We start from the raw sequence: 25393 nt of genomic DNA on the forward strand, positions 1-25393 counted from the left end.
GGGTTAGCCCTCCGCAGCCCGGCCCTTCTGCGGGAAGAGTCCACGCGGGCGTTTTTGAATAAACAGAATGATAAAGACCAGCACGATAATCTTGGCGAGTACCGCGCCCGCCCAGGGTTCCAGCACCTGATTGATCACCCCCAATGACAGCCCGGCCACGAGCGTCCCCCAGAGATTGCCCACACCGCCGAACACCACCACCATGAACGAGTCGATGATGTAGTTCTGGCCGAGGTTCGGGCCGACATTGGTAAGCTGGGAAAGCGCCACGCCGGCAAGGCCGGCTACACCAGAGCCGAGTGCAAAGGTCAGGATATCCACACGGGTCGCGCGAATTCCCATGGAGCGTGCCATAGCGCGGTTCTGGGTCACGGCACGTACTTCAAGGCCCAGGCGGGTGCGGCGCATGATCAGCATCAAACCGGCAAACACCACCAGCGCAAAACCCAGTACCACCATGCGGTTTATGGTCAGCGACAGCGCGTCATTGATAATGAGCGACCCGCTCATCCACTCCGGAGTAATTACCGTGCGGTTGAGCGGCGAGATCACCGTACGCACCAGCTGCTGCAGGATCAGACTGATACCGAAGGTGGCGAGGAGCGTCTCCAGCGGGCGGCCTTTCAAAAACTGAATCACGCTGCGCTCAATGGCAACCCCCACCAATGCGGCGACCAGAAAACCTGCCGGAATAGAGAGAATCAACGCCAGCCCCGGCTGGCCGGGCAACAGCTGTTGCATCATCCAGGTAGTGTAGGCGCCCAGCATCATCAGCTCACCGTGGGCCATGTTGATGACGCCCATCACGCCAAAGGTAATCGCAAGACCAATGGCGGCCAGTACCAGCACTGACCCCAGGCTCAAGCCAAAGTAGAGCGTTTCAACCCCACGGTTGATTTTCAGGTTCTGTTCCACGCTGGCAAGCGCGGCGCGGGCGGCATCCGCAGCTACGGTGTCGTCGCCATTGGCCGCACGACTTAGCGCAACTCTAGCGCGTGGATGAAGGCTTCCGGTTAGCGCTTCGATACCCGCCATTTCACCCTGCTCAGCACGGTAAATGGCGACCGCTTGGCTCAGCCGATAACGTACCTGGCTATCCTTTTCTTCCAGAATGAGCGCATTGATGGGTTCAAGCAGCTCACCATCGACTTCACCCAGCAAACGTTCGGCAGAGATACGGCGGCGATCCAGATTGGGCGAGTAAAGGTCCACCACAGCAATCGCGCTGCGCAGCTGGTTTCGCAGGGCGTTATTGATGCCCACGCGGTCCAGGTCGCGGCGTGACATCTCACCCAGCGGTTCATTCGTCAAGGCGTCGGCCACCGGCCACTCTCGGCCACTGTTATCGAGTACGACAACAAACTGACCATCGTCGGCACGCTGCAAGCGGCCATCCAGCAGAGCCTGCAGCCAATCACGGGCGCGCTCGTCGTCGCTTTGCAATATGGCGGTAATCGCCTCGCCTTTATCGCGGTAGGAATCGACATCCAGCGCCTCAAGAAGCTCAAGCGCGGCGTCATTATCAGAAGTATCGGGGCCTGTCTGTGCCTGTACGTTGAGTGTTATGCCCAACAACACAGCGCACAAAAACCCCCAGGAAAGGAAACGCCTCATGGGGTTGTTCCTTTGGTGGTCAAGGTGGAGAGTTAGCGTGCTCCCTTGCCGCCCGATCAGGCGGGCGGCAAGGGGTGGCCAGTATTATTCGGCGAGCGCCGCTTCGGCTTCTTCAGTAGCGGTGCTGCCACCGCATGAGCCGTTCACAACGTTGAAGTTGCCGCACTCCATGGGCTTGCGCCAATCGGCAATCAGGTCGCGCGAGCCGGGCAAGTAGTCGGACCAGGCATCGCCGGCAACGGTTGAGGGCGTTTGCCAGACGATATCGAACTGGCCATTGTCCTGCACTTCGCCAATCAGTACCGGCTTAGTGATGTGGTGGTTGGGCATCATCGCCGCATAGCCACCCGAGAGATTGGGCACACTCACGCCGATAATGGCATCCTTCACCGCGCCTACATCGGTGGTACCCGCTTTACGCACCGCCTCGGCCCACATGTTGAAACCGATGTAATGGGCTTCCATTGGGTCGTTGGTGACCGCTTCTTCATTACCGGTGTGCTCAATCCAGGCGTCGATAAAGTCGTAGTTGTCATCGGTATCCACGCTCATGAAGTAGTTCCAGGCAGCCAGATGGCCAACGAGCGGCGCAGTGTCGATACCGGAAAGCTCCTGCTCACCTACCGAAAACGCAATCACTGGAATATCAGCGGCATCAATACCCTGGTTGGCAAGCTCGCGGTAGAACGGCACGTTGGCGTCGCCGTTGATGGTCGAGATCACCGCGGTAGACTTGCCCTCTTCACCGAAGCGACGAATCTCGGAGACGATGTTCTGCCAGTCGGAGTGGCCGAAGGGCGTGTAGTTGACCATGATGTCGTCGCCTGCCACGCCGTGCTCATCTTTCAGAAACGCTTCGAGAATGCGGTTGGTGGTGCGCGGATAGACATAGTCGGTACCCACCAGAGCAAAGCGCTCAATGCCGACTTCGTTAATCAAATACTCGACAGCGGGAATCGCCTGTTGGTTGGGCGCGGCACCGGTATAGAAGACGTTTGCAGACGACTCTTCTCCCTCGTACTGCACCGGGTAGAACAACAGACCATTGAGTTCTTCAAACACCGGCAGCACCGCTTTACGTGATACCGATGTCCAGTTGCCGAACACCACGTCTACCTCATACTGGGCCAGCAGCTCGCGGGCGCGTTCGGCAAACAGCGGCCAGTTGGAGGCCGGGTCCACTACCACGGCTTCCAGCTGACGACCCAGCAGACCACCGGCTTCGTTCTGCTGCTGGATCAGCATTTCAACAGTGTCTTTTAACGTCGACTCACTGATAGCCATGGTGCCAGAAAGGGAGTGAAGGATACCCACTTTGATAGGGTCATCATTGGCTGACGCATGAAACGATACCGAAAGGGCCAGTGCAGAAAGACCCAGCAGTGCCTGTTTTTTCAAGTTCATGTTTCGCATCCCCAAGCTGCAAGCGGGCAGCTAGATATTTGTCATTAATCAGGTGTACTCAATTGCCTGAAAGCGCCTGTAACTCGTCCTGCACATTGCACGATGCGTTCCACACTTTAAAAAAACATAAAAAATTCAACCATATAAAAAGTATACAAGTTGTTTTACAGGAGTTTTCCATCTTTGATTCAGGGTCTTAAAGCACTTCATTGGTGCTAAAGCGGTCTGATTCGCACGATAAAAGTGCATAAAAACTGTCCATTTTTATCCTTTTATCGCCAAGCTTCTGTTTTTAAAACATTTAGCATTTTCTTGGCCTGTGGTTTGCAAAATGACTTGTATACAAGACCATGGATAACCAAGGGCCAAACATGATGACCACACGCGGCTGGACACTCGAACAATGGCGGCAGGCATATAACGAGGGCGCAACCCCGGGAGCCTTACTCGGTGAATTGATCACGCAACTGGCCAAACTTGATAGTGCCGACAATACCTGGATTTCACTTCTCGACCAGGAGGGGCTGGCTCATGCCCTGGCAGCACTTCAAACACGTCTGGACGAGGCAGACGGCAAGATAGACAAGTTGCCGCTTTACGGCATTCCGTTTGCGGCGAAAGACAACATTGATGCCACCGGGTTTGCCACCACGGCGGGCTGCCCGGCCTACGCCTATCAACCCACCCGTGACGCTGCTCTGATTGACAAGCTGCGCGCCGCGGGCGCAGTACTCATCGGCAAGACCAATCTGGATCAGTTTGCCACCGGCCTGGTGGGTACCCGCTCGCCGTTTGGTGCCGTGGCCAATAGCTTCAATCCTGAAGTGGTGAGCGGCGGCTCGAGTTCTGGGTCGGCGTCCGTGGTGGCACGCGGGCTAGTGCCATTCTCACTGGGTACCGACACGGCAGGCTCCGGTCGCGTGCCCGCTGGCTTAAATAACCTGGTCGGGCTTAAACCCACCAAAGGCCTGTTCAGCATTGATGGTGTAGTACCGGCGTGCCGCTCGCTGGACTGCGTCTCCATCTTCTCGTTGACTGTCAATGATGCCGGGCAGATCGCCGAGCTAATGGCCGGCTTCGAGCCTGCCGACGCTTTCTCACGCAAGGCGCCAAGCGCCCTCCCCCTGGATGCCCCGGCCATACGCCGTCCTGGCCCGCTAGCCAGGCTTGCCATTCCCCAGTCGCCCCAGTTCTTCGGCGACGTGGTGGCTGAAAAGGCATGGCAAACGGCCGTGGAAAAATGGCAAAAGCTTGAAGGGGTAACGCTCGTCGAACTTGATTTTGCCCCCATGCTTGAACTGGCCGCCCTGCTTTATGAAGGGCCGTGGGTAGCAGAGCGCCACGCCGCCGTGGAAACCTTCATGGCCGAACATGCCCAGAACATGAATGACGTGGTGCGCGGCATTATTAGTAACGCGGGTAAATACAGCGCCACCGATACGTTCAAGGCGCAATACCGCAAGGAAGAGCTGGTTAGGGTGATCGATAATCTTTTGGATGATATCGATGGCCTGTTAGTCCCCACCGCCCCTACCGCGCCCACTATCGAAGCGGTTAATGCTGACCCGTTAACGCTCAATAGCCAGCTCGGCACCTATACCAACTTCGTTAACCTGGCCGATTTTTGCGCATTGGCGGTACCCGCCGGGTTCCGCGACGATGGACTGCCTTTTGGCGTTACCCTGGTGAGCGGCGCCTGGAAGGATCGGGAACTGCAGACCCTGGCCAGCCGCTGGCTAAATGCCCACCCGACGCCGCTGGGTGCCACTGACCAGGCACGCCCGCCGGAAACCGTTCATACCACCCTTGCCGTCCCCACCGTTCAGGTCGCTGTGGTAGGCGCTCATCTTTCCGGCATGCCGCTGAATACCCAACTGACCGAGCGCCATGCCTGGCGCGTGGCGTCCACGACAACGTCCGCCAATTACCGCTTGTTTGCCCTGCCCAACACCGTACCGCCCAAGCCCGGCCTGCAGCGCGTTCACGAAAACGGTGCCGCCATCATTGTTGAAGTATGGGAAATGGCCGCGTCGGAATTTGGCTCGTTTGTCGACCTGATCCCCGCGCCGCTGGGTATCGGCAGTGTCGAGCTTGCCGACGGCCGCTGGATCAACGGCTTTATCTGCGAAGGGCATGGAATCACAGATGCTCAGGATGTCACCGAGTTTGGTGGCTGGCGTGCCTACATCAAGGCGCAAACCTCCCACGCATAACGAGGCTACGACCCATGTTCAATAAAGTATTAGTTGCCAATCGCGGTGAAATCGCCGTACGTACCAACCGCACCTTAAAGGCGCTCAGTGTCGGCAGCGTTGCTGTCTATTCCCATGAAGACCGCCACAGCCTGCATGTGGAAAGCGCCAGCGAAGCCGTGACCCTTACAGGCAATGGCGCCAGCGAAACTTACCTGGATAAACGCCAGATTCTGGATGCCGCCCGAAAGACCGGTGCGCAGGCCATTATCCCCGGCTACGGCTTTCTGTCTGAAAATGCCGACTTCGCCGAAACCTGTGAGCGTGAGGGCATCGTCTTTATCGGCCCCACGCCCACACAGATGCGCGAGTTCGGGTTAAAGCACCGTGCCCGTGAGCTGGCCGAAGCAGCAGGCGTGCCGCTAGCCCCAGGCAGTGGGCTGCTCGACAGCGTGGAAGAGGCACTGACCACCGCTGAACGCCTGGGTTACCCGGTCATGCTCAAAAGCACCGCAGGCGGCGGCGGAATCGGACTGACCCGCTGCAATAGTGCCAAAGAGCTGCAAGACGCCTTTGAAACCGTTCAACGCCAGGGCAAAAATTTCTTTAACGACAGCGGCGTCTTTCTTGAGCGCTTTATCGCCCGTGCCCGCCACGTGGAAGTCCAGATTATCGGCGATGGCCACGGCAACGTAGTGGCATTAGGTGAGCGTGACTGCTCACTGCAACGCCGCAATCAGAAAGTCGTGGAAGAGACGCCGGCCCCCAGCCTGCCCACGGCCACCCGTCAAAGGATGCTGGATGCGGCCGTGGCGCTGGGTGAATCGGTCAACTACCGTTCAGCGGGTACCGTTGAGTACATCTACGACGCCGAGCGTGATGAGTTCTACTTTCTGGAGGTCAACACCCGACTGCAGGTAGAGCACCCAATCACCGAAGCCGTGACCGGCCTTGACCTGATCGAATGGATGCTCAAGATCGCCGCGGGCGACCACCTGGACCTGGCTAATTTTACGCTCAGCTTGAGCGGTGCGGCCATGGAAGTGCGCATCTATGCCGAAAACCCGTTAAAGGATTTTCAGCCCTCGCCCGGTGAATTAACCGACGTACACTGGCCCGGTGATGGCGTGCGTATCGACACCTGGGTCGAAAATGGCAGCCAGGTATCCGCTCACTACGACCCCATGATCGCCAAGCTGATCGTGCATGGTAACGACCGCGCGGATGCTCTGGCCAAGCTGCGTAAAGCACTGGATGAAACCCGCCTGATGGGTATTGCCACCAACCTTGACTACTTGCGTCAGGTGGTCGCCCAAGCGAGTTTTGCCGAAGGCAAGGTCTCGACCCGCGCTTTGGAAAGCTTTCACTTTCAACCCTGCGTTGCCGAGGTAGTCTATCCAGGTACTTACACCACGGTGCAAGACTTCCCGGGACGGGTCGGCTACTGGAACATCGGCGTGCCGCCCAGCGGCCCGATGGATGACTTCGCCTTTCGCATCGCCAACCGGATTGTCGGCAACCACCCAGAGGCTGCCGGGCTGGAAGCCACGCTGATAGGTCCAAGCCTTACGTTTCATCAGGCGACCGTCGTGGCGCTGACCGGCGCCGTCACCGACGCCACACTCGACGATACTCCGGTGGATTTCTGGACGCCTATCCACGTCACCGCCGGCCAAACGCTCGTGGTGGGCAAAGCCAACCGAGGGTGTCGCACTTACCTTGCTGTGCGTGGTGGATTTGATGTACCAGTGTATCTTGGCAGCCGCGCTACCTTTGCCCTTGGCCAGTTTGGCGGTCACGGCGGGCGACCGCTGCGCCCAGGCGATCTGCTCGGCATCAGCCAGCCGGGGTTACCTGCCTGCACCACGCCAGCGCCCACCCACGACCCTGCCCCCGTTGACCCGGCGCTCATCCCGAATTACCCGAGCCACTGGGAAATAGGCGTGCTCTACGGCCCGCACGGCGCGCCCGACTTCTTTACCGAAGACTCCATCGAGCACTTCTTTCAACAGGACTGGGAAGTCCATTACAACTCCAACCGGTTGGGCATTCGCCTGAATGGCCCTAAACCTGAATTCAGCCGGGCAGATGGCGGTGAAGCGGGGCTACACCCTTCAAATATTCATGACTGCGAATATGCGATCGGCTCGATTAACTTCACGGGTGATATGCCAGTTATTCTGACCCGAGATGGCCCCAGCTTGGGTGGGTTTGTCTGCCCGGTTACCATCGCCAAGGCCGAGCTGTGGAAAGTGGGTCAGGTCAAACCCGGCGATACTATCCGCTTTGTCGCCATCGACAACGCCACCGCCGTCAAGCTCGCAGAACGCCAGGAGCTGGCCGTCAAGTACCTGTCCGCGCCACCTGCCGTGACCCTAAACAGCGCCGACCTGGCGCCGTTCAACGGCCTCTCCGCCACTGTGTTGGCCCACCTTGAGGCGATGCAGGAGCGCCCGGAAGTTACCTACCGTCAGGCAGGCGATCAGTACATTTTGCTGGAATACGGTCCTAATGTGCTGGATTTAGGCGCGCGTATGCGCCTCCACGCACTGATGGAGGCGATTGCCGATATCCAGCCGCGTGGTCTGCTTGAGCTTTCCCCCGGCGTGCGTTCGCTTCAACTGCGCTACGACCCGCTGACGCTGACCCAGCAGGCATTGATGACCTACCTGCTCGACCTGGAAGCCACCCTGCCACCGACCGACGAGCTGAAGGTGCGCAGCCGGGTGATTCATCTTCCCATGGCGTTTGAAGATAGCGCGACGCTGGAAGCGGTGGAAAAGTATCGTCAATCGGTGCGCGACACCGCCCCTTGGCTGCCTAACAACGTCGATTTCATGCAGCGCATCAATGGCCTCGCCAACCGTGACGAGGTCAAGGATGTGCTCTATTCGGCGCGTTATTTAGTGTTGGGGCTAGGCGATGTGTATTTGGGAGCGCCCTGCGCCGTGCCCTTGGACCCTCGACATCGGCTGCTGACCTCCAAATACAACCCGGCGCGCACCTATACTGCCGAAGGCACCGTCGGCATCGGCGGCATTTATATGTGTATTTACGGCATGGACTCGCCCGGTGGCTATCAGCTGGTGGGGCGCACTCTGCCCATCTGGAACAAGCATCTAAAAAACAAACAGTTTTCAGAAGGCGCTCCCTGGCTACTGCGCTTTTTCGATCAAGTGTGCTACTACCCGGTCAGCGAGGATGAACTGGATAACCTGCGCGATCAGTTTAGGGCGGGTAAGCTAGCTATCGAGATCGAGGAAGATACGTTTGACCTGAAATCACACCAGGCATTTTTAGATGTCAACCAGCAGGCCATCGCCGAATTTCGCGCCCTTCAACAGGATGCCTACGCGAAAGAGGTGGCGCTATGGCGTGAAAGCGAAGAGAAGGCTCTGGACCGTTTGGCCAAAGCACCGCCCCCCGCAGAGGCGGATGACCTGGCTGGCTATGGCGAGCTGATCAGTGCCGAGATTGCGGGCAATATCTGGAAGTGCCTTGTGCAACCCGGCGATAACGTCATCAAAGGCGATCCGTTAGTGATTGTTGAAGCCATGAAGATGGAATTTGAAGTCATGGCGACACACTCTGGCACAATAAGCGCTATGCACGTCACCACGGGCCGAGCGGTAACGCCAGGGGAGCCGCTGCTGAGTATTGAAGTTTAAGGCATTCACATTGCTGCTGGCGTGCCGCCGCATCATGCGGCGGCCTCTCTCAATAAGGCCTATTGCCATGGCGTTGCGTAAATCATCCATCGCTGACCGTGTCTACGATGCGTTGAAAGACGATATTTTCGAGTTTCGCCTTCTTCCCGGCGATAAATTTAGCGAAGGCGATATCGGTGACCGGCTGGAGGCAAGCCGAACCCCGGTGCGCCAAGCGCTTTTTCAGCTCCAGCGAGAGGGGTATGTCGATGTGCTCTTTCGCAGCGGCTGGCAGGTGAAGCCGCTGGACTTCCAGAAGATCGCTGAACTCTACGACCTACGCATTACTCTGGAACAGGCGGCCGTTCACAAGCTTTGTGCCCTGCCTGAAAAGCCGCTGGTGCTGCGAACTTTACGCGATATCTGGAATCCCGCCAGCCACGCTGATCGGGCGGTGGGCAGTACGGTTCGTGCACTGGATGAAAGTTTCCATGGCGATTTAGTGGTGGCCGCTGGCAATCAGGAGATGAGCCGTATTCATCGTGAAATTACCGAGCGCCTGCGCGTCATTCGACGCTTGGACTTCACCCGCGATGACCGGGTTGATGCCACCTATCGCGAACACGCCGCCATTCTGACGGCTCTTGACGAAAACGATGCTCAGCTCGCCGCCCAACGCCTGGGGTCGCATATCCGAAGCAGCCATGGCGCCGTTCAGGAAATCACCATGGAGCGCCTTCGTGAAGCTGCCGAAGAGCAGCGCCAACGCAGCGCTAGCGCTTAAAAAAAGCGCCCTAGGTTAACCCAGGGCGCTTATCAGCCACGCGTCCAATGTTGAGACGATACCGTCTACTCGGCAATAGCGCGCTTGCGACGCTTCTTCAGCAGCGGCAGACCCAGCGACAGCAGGGCAATCAGCAGCAGAGAGAGCGAGATTGGCTTATCAATAAACGTCATCCAGTCACCGCCAGAGATCTGCAGCGCACGGCGCATGGATTCTTCCATGATATTGCCCAGAATCAACGCCAGGATCAGCGGCGCCGCCGGGAAGCCAAACAGACGCATGCCCAAGCCCAACAGGCCAAAGCCCAACAGCAGCAACAGATCAAACACGCTAAAGCTCATGCCATACACGCCGATCATGCAGAAAATCAGAATCAGTGAGAGCAGCAGCGGCTTGGGCAGGTCGAGGATTTTGGCAATCAGCGGGATCAGCGGCAGGTTCAAGACCAGCAGGAAGATGTTGCCGATATACATACTGGCTACCACACCCCAGAACACATCCGGGCGTTGCTCAAGCATCATCGGGCCTGGTGTAACGCCCATCACCAGTAGCGCACCCAGCAGTACCGCCGTGGTGCCCGAGCCCGGTACACCCAAGGTTAAAAGCGGTACAAACGAGCCGGTACACGCCGCGTTGTTGGCTGCTTCCGGCGCCGCAACGCCTTTAATATTACCCTTACCGAAGGTGTCACCGTCTTTGGCAAGACGCTTTTCCATGCTGTAGCCCAGAAACGAGCCAATCGTCGCCCCCGCGCCCGGCAGTACGCCAGTAAAGAACCCAAGTACAGAGCTACGGCTGACAGGGCCTGCAATCTCTTTTACTTCACTTCGAGTGAGTTTTAACGAACCAATGGCATTACGCGGGGCTTCTTTACCGCCACCGCCGCGCAGCAGCATGTAGAACACTTCGGCTAACGCAAAGATACCCAATGCCACGACCAGGAAGTCGATGCCATCCAGCAGTTGAATAGAGCCAAAGGTAAAGCGCTCGGTACCGGTTTGCAGGTCGATGCCCACAATCGAGATGATCACCCCGACCACAGCGGCGATGAGGCCTTTGATCAGCGACTTATCCGACAATGAGACCACGGCGGTTAAGCCCAGCACCATTAATGCAAAGTACTCAGCAGGGCCAAAGCTGACCGCTACCTTGGAGAGCAAGGGCGCGACCAGCATCAAGAAGATAACCGAGATGGTCCCCCCCACAAACGAGGAGTAGGCGGCAATGGCCAGCGCTTTACCCGCCATGCCTTTTTTGGCCATTGGGTAGCCATCAAAAGACGTGGCGACCGTACCTGCAACGCCCGGGGCATTGAGCAGGATAGAGGAGGTGGAACCACCGAAAATGGCGCCATAGTACACCCCTGCCATTAGGATCAAGCCGGATGAAGGCTCCATGGCAAAGGTGATAGGAATCATTAAAGCCAGCGCGCTGATCGGCCCAAGGCCGGGCAGCATGCCGATAATCGTACCGGCAAACACACCGGCAAATACGTAAGCGATATTGATAGGCTCAAGCGCGATGCCGAAGCCGTACATCAAATTATTTAAGGCATCCATGGGATCTACTCTCTTAAAAACTAGCTTAAAAACCAGCTTAAAAACCAGCCCAGAAACGGCGCAGGAGGCATTAGCAAGTCGGCGTTAGAAAGGGATAACACCGGTCGGCAAGTAAACGTCCATCACCTGTGTCATCGTCAGATACAGCGCCAGCACCACCCCTAGCGATGTCACCAGATTGACCACATGACGACGATAGCCGTAGTAAGCCGTTAACCCCGTGCACAAAAGCGTTGAGGCCAGTACAAACCCCAATGGCACCAGCAGTAGCGCATACGCGGCAATGGCCAGTGACGTAACAATCACGCGTCCCCATGGCGTCATCAGCAGCGGGCCTTGTTGCGCGTCGTGATCAATCTCATCGGCACCGGCAAGCGGTGAGGGTTTCTCGAAAAACAGAAACACGGAGAGAATCAGCAGCGAAAAGCCGAGCACTTTAGGGAACAGGTCAGAGTCGACCGGCCGCGGCAAGGGAAAGGTAGGGATTTGCCATGCCATGGCGATATACGCAGCCGCCACTAATGCCAACACCAGCGCTAACCACTGATTGGTATTTAATTTCGTCATTGGAGTTTCTCCGAGGAGCACGTACCTAATCGTCACGAACAGGCATTCCCGGCGGCACAACGAGGCCACCGGGATAACACGCTATAGCACTATAGGTTATTTATTGACGCAGTAGGCCCAATTCGCTTAACACGCCGCTGAACTGCGCTTGCTGCTCATCAAGGAAGACACCGGACTCTTCACTGTTCTGGTAGGCATCGATCCAGCCCAACTGGTCGCGAGCTTCCTGCCAACCATCAGTTTCGAGCATTTCGGCAAACAGGTCCTGATAGTAGGTCACTGCTTCTTCCGGCATATCCGGGGTGCCCATTATGCCGCGCCAAATATCGAAAGTGTAATCCACACCCTGCTCTTGATAAGTCGGCACTTCGGCCAGACCGCCACCCAGGCGCTCCGGTGAAGAGACACCTAGCGCACGGATCTGGCTGCCTTCACCCAGCTGCCCCACCGACTCACCGGCACCGGTAATCACCGCTTCAATATGACCGCCCATCAGGTTGGTCATGGCATCGCCGCCGCCGGAGAACGGAATGTAGTTGACACTTGAAGCCTCAAGGCCCGCTGCGGATGCCAGACCCGCAATAGAGATATGGTCCATGGAGCCAGGCGCACTGCCGCCGCCTACACTTAAGCCAGGATTTTCCTTGAGTGCATCAAACAGGTCGTTGATCGTCTCGTACTCAGAGTCTGCCGACACCAGTACAATGGAGTAGTCAGTAATCAGGCGAGCAACCGGCGTGAAATCAGTGTGGTCATAGCGTGAGGCACCGGCCAGAGGCACCAGAATGATCGGCGGGCTGGTGGCAAACAGCTTGTGCGGATTGCCGCTATCACGAGCGATTTGCGCCCAAGCCACGGCACCGCCGCCGCCTGGTACGTTGATAGCAGCATAGTTCTCGTCAGCAAGCCCTTCTTGCTGAATAACGCGCGATACAGTGCGTACCAGCGTATCCCAGCCGCCACCCGGATTGGCGGGTGCCACGAACTCAACCGATTTGCTCGGTGTCCACTCTTGTGCCTGAACAGAGGTCGTCATGCCTGCCAGGGCAGCCATCGGTAGAGCGATCACGGCTAAGCGCTTCAAGGAAAGTACGGTCATTTGGCGTTCTCCACATATAAATGTTGTTGTGTGGTCCACTGTTATTATGTCGTGGTTACGCCGCGAACGTTAGAAGCGCCGGGCCTTTACGACAAGCTTGTGAACATAAAAAACAAAATGTTCTTTGTGGGCATTTTGTTCATTTTGTTCACAGAGCACGCCAACCAGCTAACCTAAAGCGACTTGAGCCAGCTATGGGCTGCCTCAAGCAGTTGATAGCGCCGCTCTGGCCGCCCCACATCGCCGTAGCCAAGTTCAGCACTGACTCTTTGTTCAGCCACCAAAAACTCCAGGTAACGTCGAGCGGTTGAGCGGCTAGCACCCATAATGCGGGCAACCTGCATGGCGGTTAGCGGCGCCGCCTCGGCGGCCATGGCCTCCCCCACTCGGCGCAGCGTTAGCCGGTCGATGCCTTTGGGCAGCGCGCTGGACGTCGGGCGCGGCGCCTCGCCTGGCTGCAGTCTTTTAAACACGTGATCCAGCTCGTCCTGGTTCATCTCATTACGCCCTGAAAGCGCCTCGCGCTCACGACGAAAACGCGCCAGCATCTGCCCCATGCGGGCAGCTTCAATCGGTTTGATCAGATAATCAAATACGCCCCCACGCAGCGCCTCGCTGATGGTTTCTACCTCACGGGCAGCGGTGACCATCACAATATCCACATGGGTATAGTCACGCCTGATCGCCCATAGAAGCTCCAGCCCTTCCACATCAGGCAGATAGGCGTCCAGCAATACCAGGTGGATAGCGGCAGCCTGTTCCGCCATTAACGCCTTGGCTTCGCTACCGTTACGGGCAACGCCTGCGATATAAAAGCCTTCGTCCTGTTCAACAAACGCTTTATGAATATCGGCAATGCGAAAATCATCTTCGACAATCAGAATGCCGTATTGAGCTGCAGGCATGCTCACTCCTCTTACGGTCGTCATTATTATGGTGAGTCGTGCGTATCAGGTTCAGCGCATAGCGAGCGGTCCAGCACCGCAATAAAGCAGGCTCCGCCCAGTTCGCTCTCCTCAAGCGTGATGGCTCCGCCATGCTGGCGACACAACCTTGCCACCAGCGCCAGGCCGATACCGCTGTGCTTGCCCGTTTTGGTAGAAAAGCCTTCCTCGAATATCGATTCAGCATGTTCAGGGAGCACGCCTGGGCCATTATCCTCTACTTCGAGCAGCAATTGCTCCCCCAGGTCGGTGAAAAACAGCCGCACGCTGGGCATACTGCTATTGGGGCCATTAAGCGCGGCATGGCAGGCATTATCCAGTAGATTACCGACCACGCTCATCATGACTTCTTGTCCAGTGGGCGTTAGTGGGCAGGAGAGCGAGCTCTGCTCGTCGATCTCAAGCGTTACGCCCAGCTCGCGCGCCCTGGTAAGCTTACCCAGCAACGTGCCGCTGAGCACTGTGTCGGCAACATGGCGCATCAAAAAACTCATTTGCGCCTGAGTCCGCTCGGTTTCCTGATGAATCAGCGCCAGCGCTTCATCGATGCGCTCAAGCTGGAGAAGCCCTGAAATGGTATAGAGCTTATTGGAGAACTCATGCGCCTGGGCGCGCAGCATATCCACATCGCGGCTTGCCTGGGTAAGCGCTTGGGAAAGGTCGACAATTTCGCGGCGGCTACGAAACGTGGCCACTGCCCCTTCGATTTCACCCTCATGCAGAATGGGCACCCGATTGACGATGGCCGGGTGATCGCCCAGCCACATCTGCTGGTCAAACTCCTGCTCACCGTGCTTCAGCACTTCCAGTAAACGGGTATTAGGCACCACGTCCTGAATCGGCAGCCCCAGTATGACGTGCTCATCGGGCAGGTTAAGAAAGCGTTTGGCCTGCTGGTTGACCAGCGTGATGTGGCCATCCCGATTAACCGCCAGAATACCCTCGTGAATGGACTGCAGAATCGCTTCTTTTTCCATCGCCAAGCGGGCGATTTCATAAGGTTCCAGACCCAGAATGACCTTTTTAAGGTGCTGGGAAAGCCAGTATGCCCCGGCAAACCCCAGCACAATCATCAGCCCGACCAGTGCCCAACCAAAGCTTGTGTAACGGGCAACATCCATCTCGACCCGATCCATCATAAAGCCGACGGAAACGAGCCCGATAATATTGCCCTCGTCATCCCAAACGGGTGTTTTTCCGCGCATGGCGGTGCCTAACGTGCCGGTCGCCTCGGACACGTAGGACTGCCCATAAATCAGCGCCTGGTCGTTATCGCCGCCCACCATCGCCTCGCCAAGGCGCTCAGGCACGGGGTGTGAATAGCGGATCGACTGCGCATTACCCACGACTACATAGCGCGCTCCGGTTTCTATACGCACCCGTTCTGCTAGTGGCTGAATAATCATCGCCGGGTCGGGCGTGGCAAAGGCGCTAACGATTTGGGGCATACCGGCCACTGTTTTCGCCACCGCCAACGCCCGCTCGCCCATTTGATGGCTGATGATATCGGCCTTACGATGATTGAGATATGCCCCCTGAGCCAGTAGCATGCCGGTCAGCAGTAACCCCACCAGCAACATCACTTGCAAACGAAAACTGCGCTTATACCAACGCCGTTTAGTACGCGTACGGCGCCAGCGCTGTAATTCAGCTAAGGTACGGGGGCGAGAATTAGTCATGGTGGAACTCAAAGTGCGCGACAGCGTCATTATGACATGCGCGGTAAGGGGGCGTTAATCGCCATCTTTTATGTCATTAAGGGAGGCGCTGGGTGTTCAGCATATTTAAACGCGTTATTTCGTCGAGCAGTTACCTGTTTGCCAGTACTGCTTTTTTAAGCGTTGTGCTTGTCAGTCCCGCGGTTGCTAACCCTTTTTATGCACCTCCGCCGCCTACCGACGACGCGCCGATTTTTAGCGGCGACGCTGAACTTGGCTTTACGCACCTTTCTGGCAACACCAATAGCCAGACGCTAATTGGCAAAACTCGCCTGACCTGGCTAACCGGCAATTTTATTCATTCGCTACGCGGCGAGGTGCGGAACGTGAGTAAGGATGGCGAAACCAGCGCCGAACAATATTTGCTCGCTGCCCGCGAACGCTACGATTTTAAAGGCCCGCACTATGTATTTGGATTTGCCCGCTGGGAGAAAGATCGCTTTGCGGGCTACGACCAGCAGCTTTCCATGATCGGCGGGTATGGGCGTCAGCTGTTAGAAGGCTCGCGCCATTCACTCTCGCTTGAGGCCGGTCCTGGTTACCGTAATGACCGCCTGCGGGAAGCTGAGAATGAACAGCTCGCGGTTGCCTATACCGCCCTGGTCTATCACTGGGGGTTTTCGGACTACGCCGATATTGATCAGGAAATGTCGGTGGAATATACCGATAAAAACACCACAGGCAGGTCGCTAACCGCACTCACCGCACGGCTCAACTCTCGCATGTCGTTACGCTTGTCGCATGAGGTTAAGCACAACTCTCAACCGCCGGATGATGCCAGCGAACGTACCGATAACACCACCAGCGCCTCGTTGCTGTACCACTGGTAGCAAAAGCGACGATAGGTTGTGCATGGCCCGCCAATAGAAGCACCGTCGCTATTTTTGCAGTGCTTCAATAGGGTGCATTGGCCTGTTTTCCAGCCCCCATCTTAAGCCTCCCGCCTAATCGCGTTCGACTTTGGTCTAGTAGCACGATATACTAGCGCCAGTTTCCTGTCCTCGCGCCATTCAATGAATGGCGCTTTTTTTTTGCTGCGCTTTCCGCATTTGCGCTGTTTCCTCATGTTCCACCCAAGGTGTTCTTATTGATGAACCAACCAACCTCCGGTGCTGAAAGCCATAAGCACCCATCGCTTGGCGATCCCATCGTACTCACGCTAAGCATCGGATTTATCGTGCTTTTTCTAGCACTTTCCTTTTACGACCTGGACCTTGTCGCCGACTCGATCAGCCAGGGTTTTGCCTGGAGCGCGCTGACCTTCGGCACCTACTTCCAGTTTCTGATGCTGTTGACGTTCTTTATCGCCATCGGACTTGTGCTGACCCCGGCCGGCAACGCCAAGATCGGCAACCTGGATAAACCGGAGCTGAGTACCTTCAAGTGGCTTTCGATTATCCTGTGTACGCTACTGGGCGGTGGGGGCGTCTTTTTCGCCGCCGGTGAGCCGATCTATCACTTCGTGAACGTGCCGCCTACCTTCGACACCGACCCGGGCGTGGCCGCCGCGGTGCCCGGAGCGCTCGCGCAGTCGTTCACCCACTGGGGCTTCGTCGGCTGGGCGATACTGGGGTCGCTCACCGCGATTGTGCTGGCCCACGCCCACTACGTGAAAGGCCAGCCGCTGCAACCGCGCACCCTGCTATACCCGTTATTCGGCGAGCGCGTGATGCGTGGTCCGCTGGGTGGCGTGGTGGATACCTGCTGCGTACTGGCGGTGGTGGCGGGTACCGTCGGGCCAGTCGGTTTTCTGGCCACCCAGGTCAGCCATGGCCTCGAGGTGCTGTTCGGGCTACCCAACACCTTCGTTACCCGACTTTTAGTTCTGGCGACCCTGGGCATGGTGTACGTGCTTTCCGCGGTCAGCGGTGTGCACAAGGGCATGCAGCTCTTGAGCCGCTTCAATGTCATGCTGGCGCTGGGCATCGGCGCGGTCATCTTTTTGTTCGGGCCGACACTGTTTCTGTTCAACAGCTACTTTGCCGGCATGGGCACATATCTGGACGACTTCTTCAAGATGGTCACCACCACCGCGGAAACCGCACCGGCGGATTGGATGCAGTGGTGGATCGTGTTCTTCTACGCCTGGTTCATCGCCTTTGCGCCCTTGATGGCGATCTTCGTGGCGCGTATCTCCCGCGGGCGCACCATTCGCGAGATGATCCTGGCCGTGGCGGTCATCGCCCCCATCGCCACCACGGTCTGGTTCACGCTGCTGGGCGGCTCGGGCATTTACTACCAGCTGACCGGCGTGATCGATCTGACCGATGCGCTGACGAACTTTCAGTTTGACATCGCCACGCTCGCCTTGGCCCAGGCATTGCCCGGCGGCACCTGGATGGCGCTGGCGATCCTGCTGCTGACGACCATCTTCGTGGCCACCACCGGCGACTCCATGAGTTACTCCATTGCCATGGTCGGTGCTGGCCACGACGAGCCCAGCCCCTTTCTACGCGCCTTCTGGGGCGTGATCATGACAATCATGGCTGCGGTGCTGCTGGCCATGCGTGAAGGACAGATCGCCGCGCTGCAGCAGTTCATCGTGATTACCGCCGTGCCGGTATCGCTGATTCTGCTGCCCTCACTCTGGGATGGCCCCAAGGCAGCGTTTGCCATGGCGCGTGAGCAGGGGATTATTGACGGCTAGTTTCATAGCAAACCCTGCTTATCCGACAAAAATATGCATGGTCTTATATAAGGGCCATGCATTCCCTCACTGAATACGAAGAATGCCAAGTAATCTTAACGTTTACCACGATCAGCTCACACCTTTCCCTAATATGTATGTGGCTTATATAATCTAATTTCACCTACCTGACATTTTTCTAATTAGCTGGCAAGCCATTTTCACTCTTACTATGAAAAAAAGGAATGCGTACGCAACTTAATTTCTTTTGTCTGCTGCCCCAGGTATGTGAACAATAGCCAGTCTATTTTCGCCCACGTTTTCGTTTAGTCGCTCTTCACTCATTAATCGAAGATTCGACTTGGCAATGGGGCGTCACTTAACTATTAAAAATAATTTCATTAGCAGGAGTTAATATGAAATCCCCACTGTCCAAGGTTTGCTGTGGCTTAAGCGTCAGTCTTTTACTAGCGGGATGTAGTAGCGACAGTAAGCCTAATATCGCTATTGGGCCTCCTGCCAGTACAACGCAAGGCGTTTCCCAGCTGCTCTTTGATGCCTACGGTATAGGCAGCGAAAAATACAGCACGTATCAAGAAGGCTTTGGCGCTGCACTTGATGGCGTACAAGACGGCAACATTGATATTTCGATTGGCATTCTTGGTTTGCCCTCAGGCAGCATTGAAAACCTGCAAGCCTCGAGTGGTGATGCGCGATTATTGAGCTTAAGTGATGAGGCAATTGATTACATCGAAGCCAATAGTGCCTATAAACGTTTCACCATTCCGGCAGGCAGCTACGACTTTCAGGATGAGGATGTAGAAACCATCACGGCCTATGCTGTTTTGGTCGGCAATACTCAGACTATTAATGAAGAACTAGGCTATGAGCTGGCGCGTTTGATGCATGAGCATGCTGAAGAGAACACACACGCTCAATCGGCATTCATGACCCTGGAAAATGCCTTAAACGGCTCTGATGGTTTGCCTATTCATCCTGGCGCCAAACGCTATTATGAAGAGCAAGGGCTGACTGTCGATAATCCCGTAGCCGAACTGGGCGATATTGAGCCTAAAAGTGAATTCGTCCTGGGTACCGGTAGCCAAGGCGGTACTTACTACCCGCTGGGTGGCGAGATGGCGACAATCTGGAACCGTTACCTGGATGGCCAGAACTTCACCAACATCGAAACCGGAGCCTCAATCGAGAATCTGGTGAGCATCCGCGACAATAGTATGGATCTTGGGATGACGGTGCACGCGCCCGCTCAAGATGCTGTTGAAGGCCGTGGGGAGTTCGACGGTGGCGCTATCGGTAATGTCGCATTTATCGGCCATATCTATCCAGAAGTCATCCAGATTGTCACTCGCGAGCGCTCCAAGATTGAAAGCTTGAGCGATCTGACTGATTAATTTGTGCCCCCTTCCCGCCGCTGGGTAAACCAGCGGCGTCATCCGCATGAGGCTTAATCGTGGATAAAAAAAAACTCCTGACGAAGCATCTCTATTAGAGAAATATGATCGTGAGTCTCAGATACGCTCGCCGCTGCAATTAGGCAAATGGGCATGGCTCATTACGTTAATGGGCGTATCACTCACTTGCTTCCACCTTTACACAGCTTATTTCGGTACGCTTCCTTCACAGCAGCAAGGTGCTGTTCACCTTGGCATGGCTCTTGGGATGATCTTCATCCTCTTTCCTGCCACACGTGGCGCCAGACCTCGCCGCGGCGTTCCCTGGTACGATATCGTACTGGCTTTTGCAGCAACCTTTGCAGCCTATTATAAAATCATTTTTTACGAAGAGGTGTTGCGCGCCCGTATTACCGGCTACTCAACATTTGATCTCACCATAGCCGTTCTGGGTGTACTGTTTGTTCTTGAAGCGACCCGCCGTACAGTCGGCATGCCTATTGTTATCATGGCAGCGATAGCGATTTTGTATGCGCTATTTGGCAACCTGATTCCGAGCCCTTTACTCTCCCATCCGGGTTTTGCACTTGAGCAGATCTCGCCGTATTTATGGTTTAGAGAAAGCGGTGTGTTTGGCACTCCTCTGCAAATATCGGCGCGCTTTATCTTCCTGTTCTTATTCTTCGGCGTTGTGTTAATGCATACCGGCGTAGGTCGGTTTTTTAATGATTTGGCTTTTGCCGCCACCGGCCGTTTTACCGGCGGAGCAGGTAAAGCAGCCGTCATGGCTAGCTCACTACAAGGCATGATTTCCGGCAGCTCGATTGGTAATACCGTAGCTTCTGGCTCGTTCACTATTCCCATGATGAAGAATGCACGTTTCAAGCCTGAAGTAGCAGGCGCCATTGAAGCCTCTGCCTCCACTGGTGGACAGATCATGCCGCCGCTAATGGGGGCTGCCGCCTTCATTATGGTGGAATACGTGGGTGTCTCTTACCGGGAGATCATGTTCGCCGCGCTAATCCCTGCCATCCTCTATTTCACCGGTATTTTTATTGGCGTTCACTTTGAAGCCAAGCGTCACCGTATCCTGGGGCTTCCCAAAGACCAGCTGCCCAGCAAGCGTAAACTGCTGCTGGAAAAAGGCTATATGCTGCTGCCGCTGCTCGTTATTGTAACCACGATCAGCATTGGGTTTACGGCTCAGCGAGCGGCGTTACTGGGCATCGCTTGCGCCTTTGCGGTGAGCTTTATACGTAAAGATACTCGGTCTTCATTGAAAGGTATTTTAAATATCTTCGAACAAGGGGCTCGCGTGGCTTTACCGGTCATTGCCGCCGTAGCTTGTGCGGGCATAATTGCAGGCGTAGTGGGCATGACTGGCATGGGTGCGAAATTCGCAGCCGGTATTATCAGTTTAGCTGATGGCGTATTGATACTCGCCCTACTGTTCACCATGATCGCCTGTATCGTTCTGGGCATGGGGCTACCCACCACGGCCAACTATGTGGTTACCGCTACTATTGCGGCACCAGCACTCATCAACGAGTTTGGCCTTCCACCCATGGCGGTGCACCTGTTCGTGTTTTATTTCGGCATCATCGCTGATATCACCCCGCCAGTGTGTTTGGCTGCCTTTGCTGGCGCAGGTATCGCTCAAGCTAACCCGATGAAAACCGGCTTTACTGCCGTTAAACTAGCCATTGGGGCCTTTATTATCCCCTACGCGTTTATCTATAACCCAATGCTGGTATTGGTAGACCCTACACCGCTTGGGTTGATCAGTGCGTTGGCCTTCTCACTATTAGGCATCATGGGAGTCAGCAGCGCATTACTGGGTTACTTTATTCGCGACTCCCGCGTATGGGAGCGTCTAGTACTCTTGGCCGCCGGGCTTGCCATGGTGGTGCCTGAGCTAATGACCAGCGGCTTGGGTTTGATTGCCATGGCAGCCATTGGTTGGTGGCAATCACGTCGTAAGGATATTTTCCAGGATGCTCAGCCACTCGCTTCATGAGTTATGATCACCTCTACATCACCCCGGCGTTTGACCACCGGGGTGATTCACAGGTTATCAGGAGCATCCCCTTTGGCCTCACGCAACCTTCCTTCAACCGCCGCTATGCAGTGCTTTGAGGCGGCGGCGCGCCATATGAGCTTTACTCGGGCGGCCGATGAGCTAAGTCTGACCCAAAGTGCCGTCAGCAAGCAGGTCGCCCACCTTGAATCAACGTTGCAACATAAGCTGTTTCGCCGCGTAAGGCGCACGCTTGTGCTCACGCCAGAGGGCGCCATCTTTTTAAGCGACGTGCGCAAGGTACTCGCCCAGATTGAGATGTCGACCCACACCATCATGACCTATAGCGGCAACAGTGAAGTACTTAAAGTGGCCACCCTGCCAAGCTTTGGCAGCCGCTGGCTAGCGGACAAGCTGCCCCCCTTTTTAGCCGCCAATCCGGGCATTAGCCTGGAATTTCATGACCGAGTGGAAGACTTTGATCTTGAGCAACAGGATATTGATATTGCGTTGTTTTACGGTCACGGTAGTTGGCCTAACCTTGCCTGCCATAAGCTGGTGAATGAGGAGATGGTCGCGGTTGCCGCCCCATCACTTCTGGCTCGGCACCCCATCCATACTGCGAGCGACTTGGCCCAGTTGCCACTACTTCACCTATCTACCCGCCCGGATGCCTGGCACCACTGGTTTGCAGGTCAAGAGATCACCACTGATCGCAGCTACCACGGTACCCGCTTTGAAACCTTTCCCATGCTGGTACGCACCGCCATGGCCGGCGGCGGCGTTGCCTTAGTGCCTCACTTTACCGTGGATGAAGAACTGGCCGCCGAACGCCTTGTGCTCGCCTGGCCGCATCGGTTGTACAGCGAAAGTGCGTATTATCTTGTCTACCCTGAACACTTGGGTGAGCTGGGTAAAGTACGCCGGTTTGTGGAGCATATAACGGCGAGTGCCGAATGCTGCGTATCAACCACTCAGGCCACCGATTAGGCAGCCTGAGCATCACCGCAGACTGAAAAGCGGATTACATCGCTAATGACGCCAGCACGCGCTGTTTGGAAGCCTGTTCCCGCTCGGCATACAGCGCCAACTCATCGGTCACCAGGGCACCAAGGGCCTCTTCAAACGCTTCGCGGTTGGCATTGCCCGCATAGGCTGCGTTTTCGCCGCCGCCCAAGTTTGATTGGAAGATACCCGCCGCACTGACCGGCAAGAAGTCTTCATAGGTAATCGGCTGGGCTTCCACCAGGCCTTTGGTAATTAGGGCGTCCATATCGGTACGGGCATCGCCTGTAGCAACTTTTCCGGCTTCTGTGAGGTGATAGTGGAAGTAGGCCAGACCTTCGCGGCGCATTGCCTCATCACTATCCGGCATGGCGGCAAAGACCTTATCCATAACTGCTTGGTGAGCGTTGTTATCCAGCCCGGCTGTTTGCTTGCGGCCTTCGTTAAGCAGCTGATCATAAAGCGCGCGCCCTTTTGGCGTTAATGCCATACCGCGCTGCTCAATTTCACCAAAGCGGGCGGTATGCGTGCCCTGGGTATCGCCTGCAAAGCGGATCGATTCCTCTAACGCTTTAAAGCTTGTCTGACGCAGCAAAATGGGCGCTTCACGGCGCGGCGGGCCTTCGATGACGGCCTTCGGGTTCATACCGACGCTTGGCATGCGGCGCTGCACTTCATCGATATCCAAAGTACGCGGCGTTAAATGGTTGATATGCGGCCCACGAAAACACACTACATCGGCGATCAGACGGTGTTCATCGCTCAGCGCTTGATAGGTATCCAGATCCACCGTGGCATCCTGGTGCCAACGAAACGTTTCCAAGGCCTCTGTAACAAACTGATCCGCCTCCTCAGAGGTTAGTCCGCCCTGGGTTTCAAAGCGCTCAACCAGCTCACGTGCCGTGGGGGTGAAAATATCCCGCTTGGCCAGGATCTCTTCGGCACGCTGGCGCAGCGTCTCACTCTCAATGAGTTCTAAGCGCAGCAGCGAGGTAAAAACACGGAATGGGTTGCAGGCCAGCGCGTCATCCTCAACAGGGCGAAACGCTGTGGAGTGAACCGGCACCCCTGCTTCAGAAAGGTCGTAATAGCCCACCGGATACATGCCCATCACGGCGAACAGGCGGCGCAGCATGGATAGCTCTTCAGCTGAGCCCACGCGAATCGCTCCGTGGCGCTCTACGCTCAAGCGTGTCAGCTCGCCCTGGGCCTCCAGACGGCGGCGTAGCTCTGGCTGCTGGCTAAGCGTCTCCTGATTCACCTGCTCAACCAACTTTAGCAACGTGCCGTATTGGGGGACTTCCGTTTGGTACATCGCCGACATGGCGCTGGAGAAACGGTCTCGAATAGCATTGGTGGCTAAAAACACGGACTGGGTCATTTCACAGCTCTCTATGCATGTTGTTACGGTGAAAAGGAATACTCGATTTCAGCTGCACTAATAGTGCTTGAAGAGGGTGTTGTAAGCTTATATGCGAAAAACGCTTCACCTGGCTGCGGCACGAATACCCCGTGGCCAGTAGCCTGTCGGTATCTTCCTCTGCCTCGACCTGGGGTTGCCAGGATTGGGCGTAAATCGTTTTGGATGTTTCGGCGTTGCGCGTTTCATGGCCGTAGGTGCCGGACATTCCACAGCAGCCGGTATTGACCAACTCCAACGGCAGGCCAAACGCGGCAAATACTTGCTGCCATGCCTTCGGGCTTCCGGGGGCGTTGGTTTTTTCGGTGCAGTGCGAAAGCAGCTTAAAGCTGGAGGCATTGGGCGCTAGCTGTCGGGGTGCCAGGGTGGGCAGCCGGATAGCCAGCCACTCCTGCAGCATCAATACCTCGGGCACGGCGTCGGGTCCCAGCGCTTTTACGTACTCCTGGCGGTAGGTCAGGGTCATCGCCGGGTCGATCCCCACCATGGGCACCTCAAACTCGCGTAACGCCCGCAAGCGTTTCGCCTGCTTTTCGGCCGTACGCTCAAACGCGCCCAAAAAGCCCTGGACGTGTAGCGGTTTGCCGTTGGCGCTATAGGGCATCACCAACACGCGCAGGTTGAGCCGTGAGAGCAGTTCGACCACGTCCATGACCAGTTTGGCTTCAAAATGGGTGGTGAACGCATCCTGAACCACAATCACGCTATTGGCGCGTTGCTGGTCGGTGAGCAGAGCAAGCGCGGTGGGCGTGGCTTCCGCTACGCCCCAGGCACGTAGCTGCTTTTTCACGCTGGCGCGGGAGAGCAATGGCGAGTCGCTCATGCCCACACTGCGGCGCATCAGCGTTTCCACCCAGCGCTGGCCCATCACGGCGTTATACAGCGGTGCTGCCCTGGCAAGCGTGGGCAGCATGAACTCTGTGCTGCCTATCACGTAGTCGCGCAGGGGGCGTAAATAGCGTCCGTGATAGACCTCTAAAAACTGCGAACGGAACTGCGGCACGTTGACCTTAATGGGGCACTGGCCCGCGCAGGACTTGCACGCCAGGCAGCCGGCCATGGCGTCGTAGACCTGATGAGAGTAGTCATGATGCTGCTGGCGGCTGAACGTATTCGCCAGGCGTTTTGGAAAGTGTTTAACAAAGCCCCATCGGCCTTCCGCCTTTTTCTTGCGCGACTCCTCGACCACGTCGATGCCCGCCTGGGACTGCAGGCGCAGCCATTCACGCATCAGGCTGGCGCGCCCCTTGGGCGAGTGAATGCGGTTGCGGGTCGCCTTCCACGACGGGCACATGGGGTCGTCCACGTCGTAGTTGTAGCAGGCGCCGTTACCGTTGCAGTACACCGCTGCGTCATAGGCCTGCCAGGCGCGCTCATCAATGGTA

17 protein-coding genes are annotated in these 25393 nt (G+C 56.4%); 8 read left to right on the forward strand and 9 right to left on the reverse strand.

The window, feature by feature from the left end:
* Positions 1 to 3: 3 nt before the first annotated feature.
* On the reverse strand, positions 4 to 1614 hold the full coding sequence (gene urtB / locus ACT3T6_RS16195) for an urea ABC transporter permease subunit UrtB (RefSeq protein WP_087110683.1): 1611 nt from the start codon (positions 1612 to 1614) through the stop codon (positions 4 to 6).
* A gap of 84 nt (positions 1615 to 1698) precedes the next feature.
* Positions 1699 to 3018 carry an urea ABC transporter substrate-binding protein gene (urtA, locus tag ACT3T6_RS16200; protein ID WP_140398999.1) on the reverse strand — a complete coding sequence of 440 codons (1320 nt, stop codon included), beginning with the start codon at positions 3016 to 3018 and terminating at the stop codon, positions 1699 to 1701.
* Between the two features lie 371 nt (positions 3019 to 3389).
* On the opposite strand from urtA, the gene atzF reads away from it, so the two are divergent.
* The 3 genes from atzF to ACT3T6_RS16215 all read left to right on the forward strand — a co-directional run bounded on the left by atzF (position 3390) and on the right by ACT3T6_RS16215 (position 9641).
* Positions 3390 to 5231, forward strand: a complete 1842-nt coding sequence (gene atzF / locus ACT3T6_RS16205; protein ID WP_087110679.1) for an allophanate hydrolase — start codon at positions 3390 to 3392, stop codon at positions 5229 to 5231.
* A 14-nt stretch (positions 5232 to 5245) separates the two neighbouring features.
* A complete protein-coding gene (gene uca / locus ACT3T6_RS16210) occupies positions 5246 to 8878 on the forward strand; it encodes an urea carboxylase (RefSeq protein WP_087110677.1) in 3633 nt (1210 codons plus the stop codon).
* Between the two features lie 67 nt (positions 8879 to 8945).
* Positions 8946 to 9641, forward strand: coding sequence for a GntR family transcriptional regulator (locus ACT3T6_RS16215; protein WP_087110675.1), 696 nt, complete (start codon positions 8946 to 8948; stop codon positions 9639 to 9641).
* 65 nt (positions 9642 to 9706) lie between these two features.
* Here ACT3T6_RS16215 and ACT3T6_RS16220 read toward each other — a convergent pair whose 3' ends face one another.
* The 5 genes from ACT3T6_RS16220 to ACT3T6_RS16240 all read right to left on the reverse strand — a co-directional run bounded on the left by ACT3T6_RS16220 (position 9707) and on the right by ACT3T6_RS16240 (position 15489).
* Positions 9707 to 11200, reverse strand: a complete 1494-nt coding sequence (locus ACT3T6_RS16220; RefSeq protein WP_087110673.1) for a tripartite tricarboxylate transporter permease — start codon at positions 11198 to 11200, stop codon at positions 9707 to 9709.
* A gap of 84 nt (positions 11201 to 11284) precedes the next feature.
* Positions 11285 to 11767 (reverse strand): tripartite tricarboxylate transporter TctB family protein, encoded by a 483-nt coding sequence (locus ACT3T6_RS16225; protein ID WP_087110671.1) that lies wholly within the window; start codon positions 11765 to 11767, stop codon positions 11285 to 11287.
* 100 nt (positions 11768 to 11867) lie between these two features.
* Positions 11868 to 12866: a Bug family tripartite tricarboxylate transporter substrate binding protein gene (locus tag ACT3T6_RS16230; protein WP_087110669.1), complete on the reverse strand. Its 999-nt coding sequence runs from the start codon at positions 12864 to 12866 to the stop codon at positions 11868 to 11870.
* Between the two features lie 173 nt (positions 12867 to 13039).
* Complete coding sequence (locus ACT3T6_RS16235; RefSeq protein WP_087110667.1) at positions 13040 to 13771, reverse strand: response regulator; 732 nt, start codon at positions 13769 to 13771, stop codon at positions 13040 to 13042.
* A 26-nt stretch (positions 13772 to 13797) separates the two neighbouring features.
* A complete protein-coding gene (locus tag ACT3T6_RS16240) occupies positions 13798 to 15489 on the reverse strand; it encodes an ATP-binding protein (protein ID WP_193054193.1) in 1692 nt (563 codons plus the stop codon).
* A 134-nt stretch (positions 15490 to 15623) separates the two neighbouring features.
* Here ACT3T6_RS16240 and ACT3T6_RS16245 point away from each other — a divergent pair, with 134 nt between their 5' ends.
* The 5 genes from ACT3T6_RS16245 (at position 15624) to ACT3T6_RS16265 (ending at position 22573) form a co-directional block, all read left to right on the forward strand.
* A complete protein-coding gene (locus ACT3T6_RS16245; protein WP_193054195.1) occupies positions 15624 to 16358 on the forward strand; it encodes a DUF481 domain-containing protein in 735 nt (244 codons plus the stop codon).
* 260 nt (positions 16359 to 16618) lie between these two features.
* Positions 16619 to 18175 carry a BCCT family transporter gene (locus tag ACT3T6_RS16250; RefSeq protein ID WP_287076724.1) on the forward strand — a complete coding sequence of 519 codons (1557 nt, stop codon included), beginning with the start codon at positions 16619 to 16621 and terminating at the stop codon, positions 18173 to 18175.
* 395 nt (positions 18176 to 18570) lie between these two features.
* Positions 18571 to 19566 carry a TAXI family TRAP transporter solute-binding subunit gene (locus ACT3T6_RS16255; RefSeq protein WP_193054983.1) on the forward strand — a complete coding sequence of 332 codons (996 nt, stop codon included), beginning with the start codon at positions 18571 to 18573 and terminating at the stop codon, positions 19564 to 19566.
* A 160-nt stretch (positions 19567 to 19726) separates the two neighbouring features.
* Entirely contained in the window at positions 19727 to 21583 is a 1857-nt protein-coding gene (locus ACT3T6_RS16260) for a TRAP transporter permease (protein ID WP_287076734.1), read from the forward strand.
* A gap of 72 nt (positions 21584 to 21655) precedes the next feature.
* Positions 21656 to 22573, forward strand: coding sequence for a LysR substrate-binding domain-containing protein (locus ACT3T6_RS16265; protein ID WP_193054982.1), 918 nt, complete (start codon positions 21656 to 21658; stop codon positions 22571 to 22573).
* 34 nt (positions 22574 to 22607) lie between these two features.
* Here the strand turns inward: ACT3T6_RS16265 and hglS are convergent, their stop codons facing one another.
* Positions 22608 to 23969, reverse strand: a complete 1362-nt coding sequence (gene hglS, locus ACT3T6_RS16270; RefSeq protein ID WP_193054981.1) for a 2-oxoadipate dioxygenase/decarboxylase HglS — start codon at positions 23967 to 23969, stop codon at positions 22608 to 22610.
* A 1-nt stretch (position 23970) separates the two neighbouring features.
* On the reverse strand, positions 23971 to 25393 hold a 1423-nt coding region (locus tag ACT3T6_RS16275; protein WP_444625960.1), incomplete at its 5' end, for a (Fe-S)-binding protein.

It is taken from the genome of Halomonas sp. 72 (genome assembly GCF_052379785.1).
In the GTDB taxonomy this organism is placed as follows: domain Bacteria; phylum Pseudomonadota; class Gammaproteobacteria; order Pseudomonadales; family Halomonadaceae; genus Vreelandella; species Vreelandella citrativorans.

Excerpts from the sequence above, each read along its gene's own strand:
- ACT3T6_RS16240 (WP_193054193.1), bottom strand. The coding sequence starts at position 15,489 with ATGACTAATTCTCGCCCCCGTACCTTAGCTGAATTACAGCGCTGGCGC.
- ACT3T6_RS16220 (WP_087110673.1), bottom strand. The coding sequence starts at position 11,200 with ATGGATGCCTTAAATAATTTGATGTACGGCTTCGGCATCGCGCTTGAG.
- uca (WP_087110677.1), top strand. The coding sequence starts at position 5,246 with ATGTTCAATAAAGTATTAGTTGCCAATCGCGGTGAAATCGCCGTACGT.
- urtA (WP_140398999.1), bottom strand. The coding sequence starts at position 3,018 with ATGAACTTGAAAAAACAGGCACTGCTGGGTCTTTCTGCACTGGCCCTT.
- ACT3T6_RS16235 (WP_087110667.1), bottom strand. The coding sequence starts at position 13,771 with ATGCCTGCAGCTCAATACGGCATTCTGATTGTCGAAGATGATTTTCGC.
- hglS (WP_193054981.1), bottom strand. The coding sequence starts at position 23,969 with ATGACCCAGTCCGTGTTTTTAGCCACCAATGCTATTCGAGACCGTTTC.
- ACT3T6_RS16215 (WP_087110675.1), top strand. The coding sequence starts at position 8,946 with ATGGCGTTGCGTAAATCATCCATCGCTGACCGTGTCTACGATGCGTTG.
- ACT3T6_RS16230 (WP_087110669.1), bottom strand. The coding sequence starts at position 12,866 with ATGACCGTACTTTCCTTGAAGCGCTTAGCCGTGATCGCTCTACCGATG.
- ACT3T6_RS16255 (WP_193054983.1), top strand. The coding sequence starts at position 18,571 with ATGAAATCCCCACTGTCCAAGGTTTGCTGTGGCTTAAGCGTCAGTCTT.
- urtB (WP_087110683.1), bottom strand. The coding sequence starts at position 1,614 with ATGAGGCGTTTCCTTTCCTGGGGGTTTTTGTGCGCTGTGTTGTTGGGC.
- ACT3T6_RS16225 (WP_087110671.1), bottom strand. The coding sequence starts at position 11,767 with ATGACGAAATTAAATACCAATCAGTGGTTAGCGCTGGTGTTGGCATTA.
- atzF (WP_087110679.1), top strand. The coding sequence starts at position 3,390 with ATGATGACCACACGCGGCTGGACACTCGAACAATGGCGGCAGGCATAT.
- ACT3T6_RS16250 (WP_287076724.1), top strand. The coding sequence starts at position 16,619 with ATGAACCAACCAACCTCCGGTGCTGAAAGCCATAAGCACCCATCGCTT.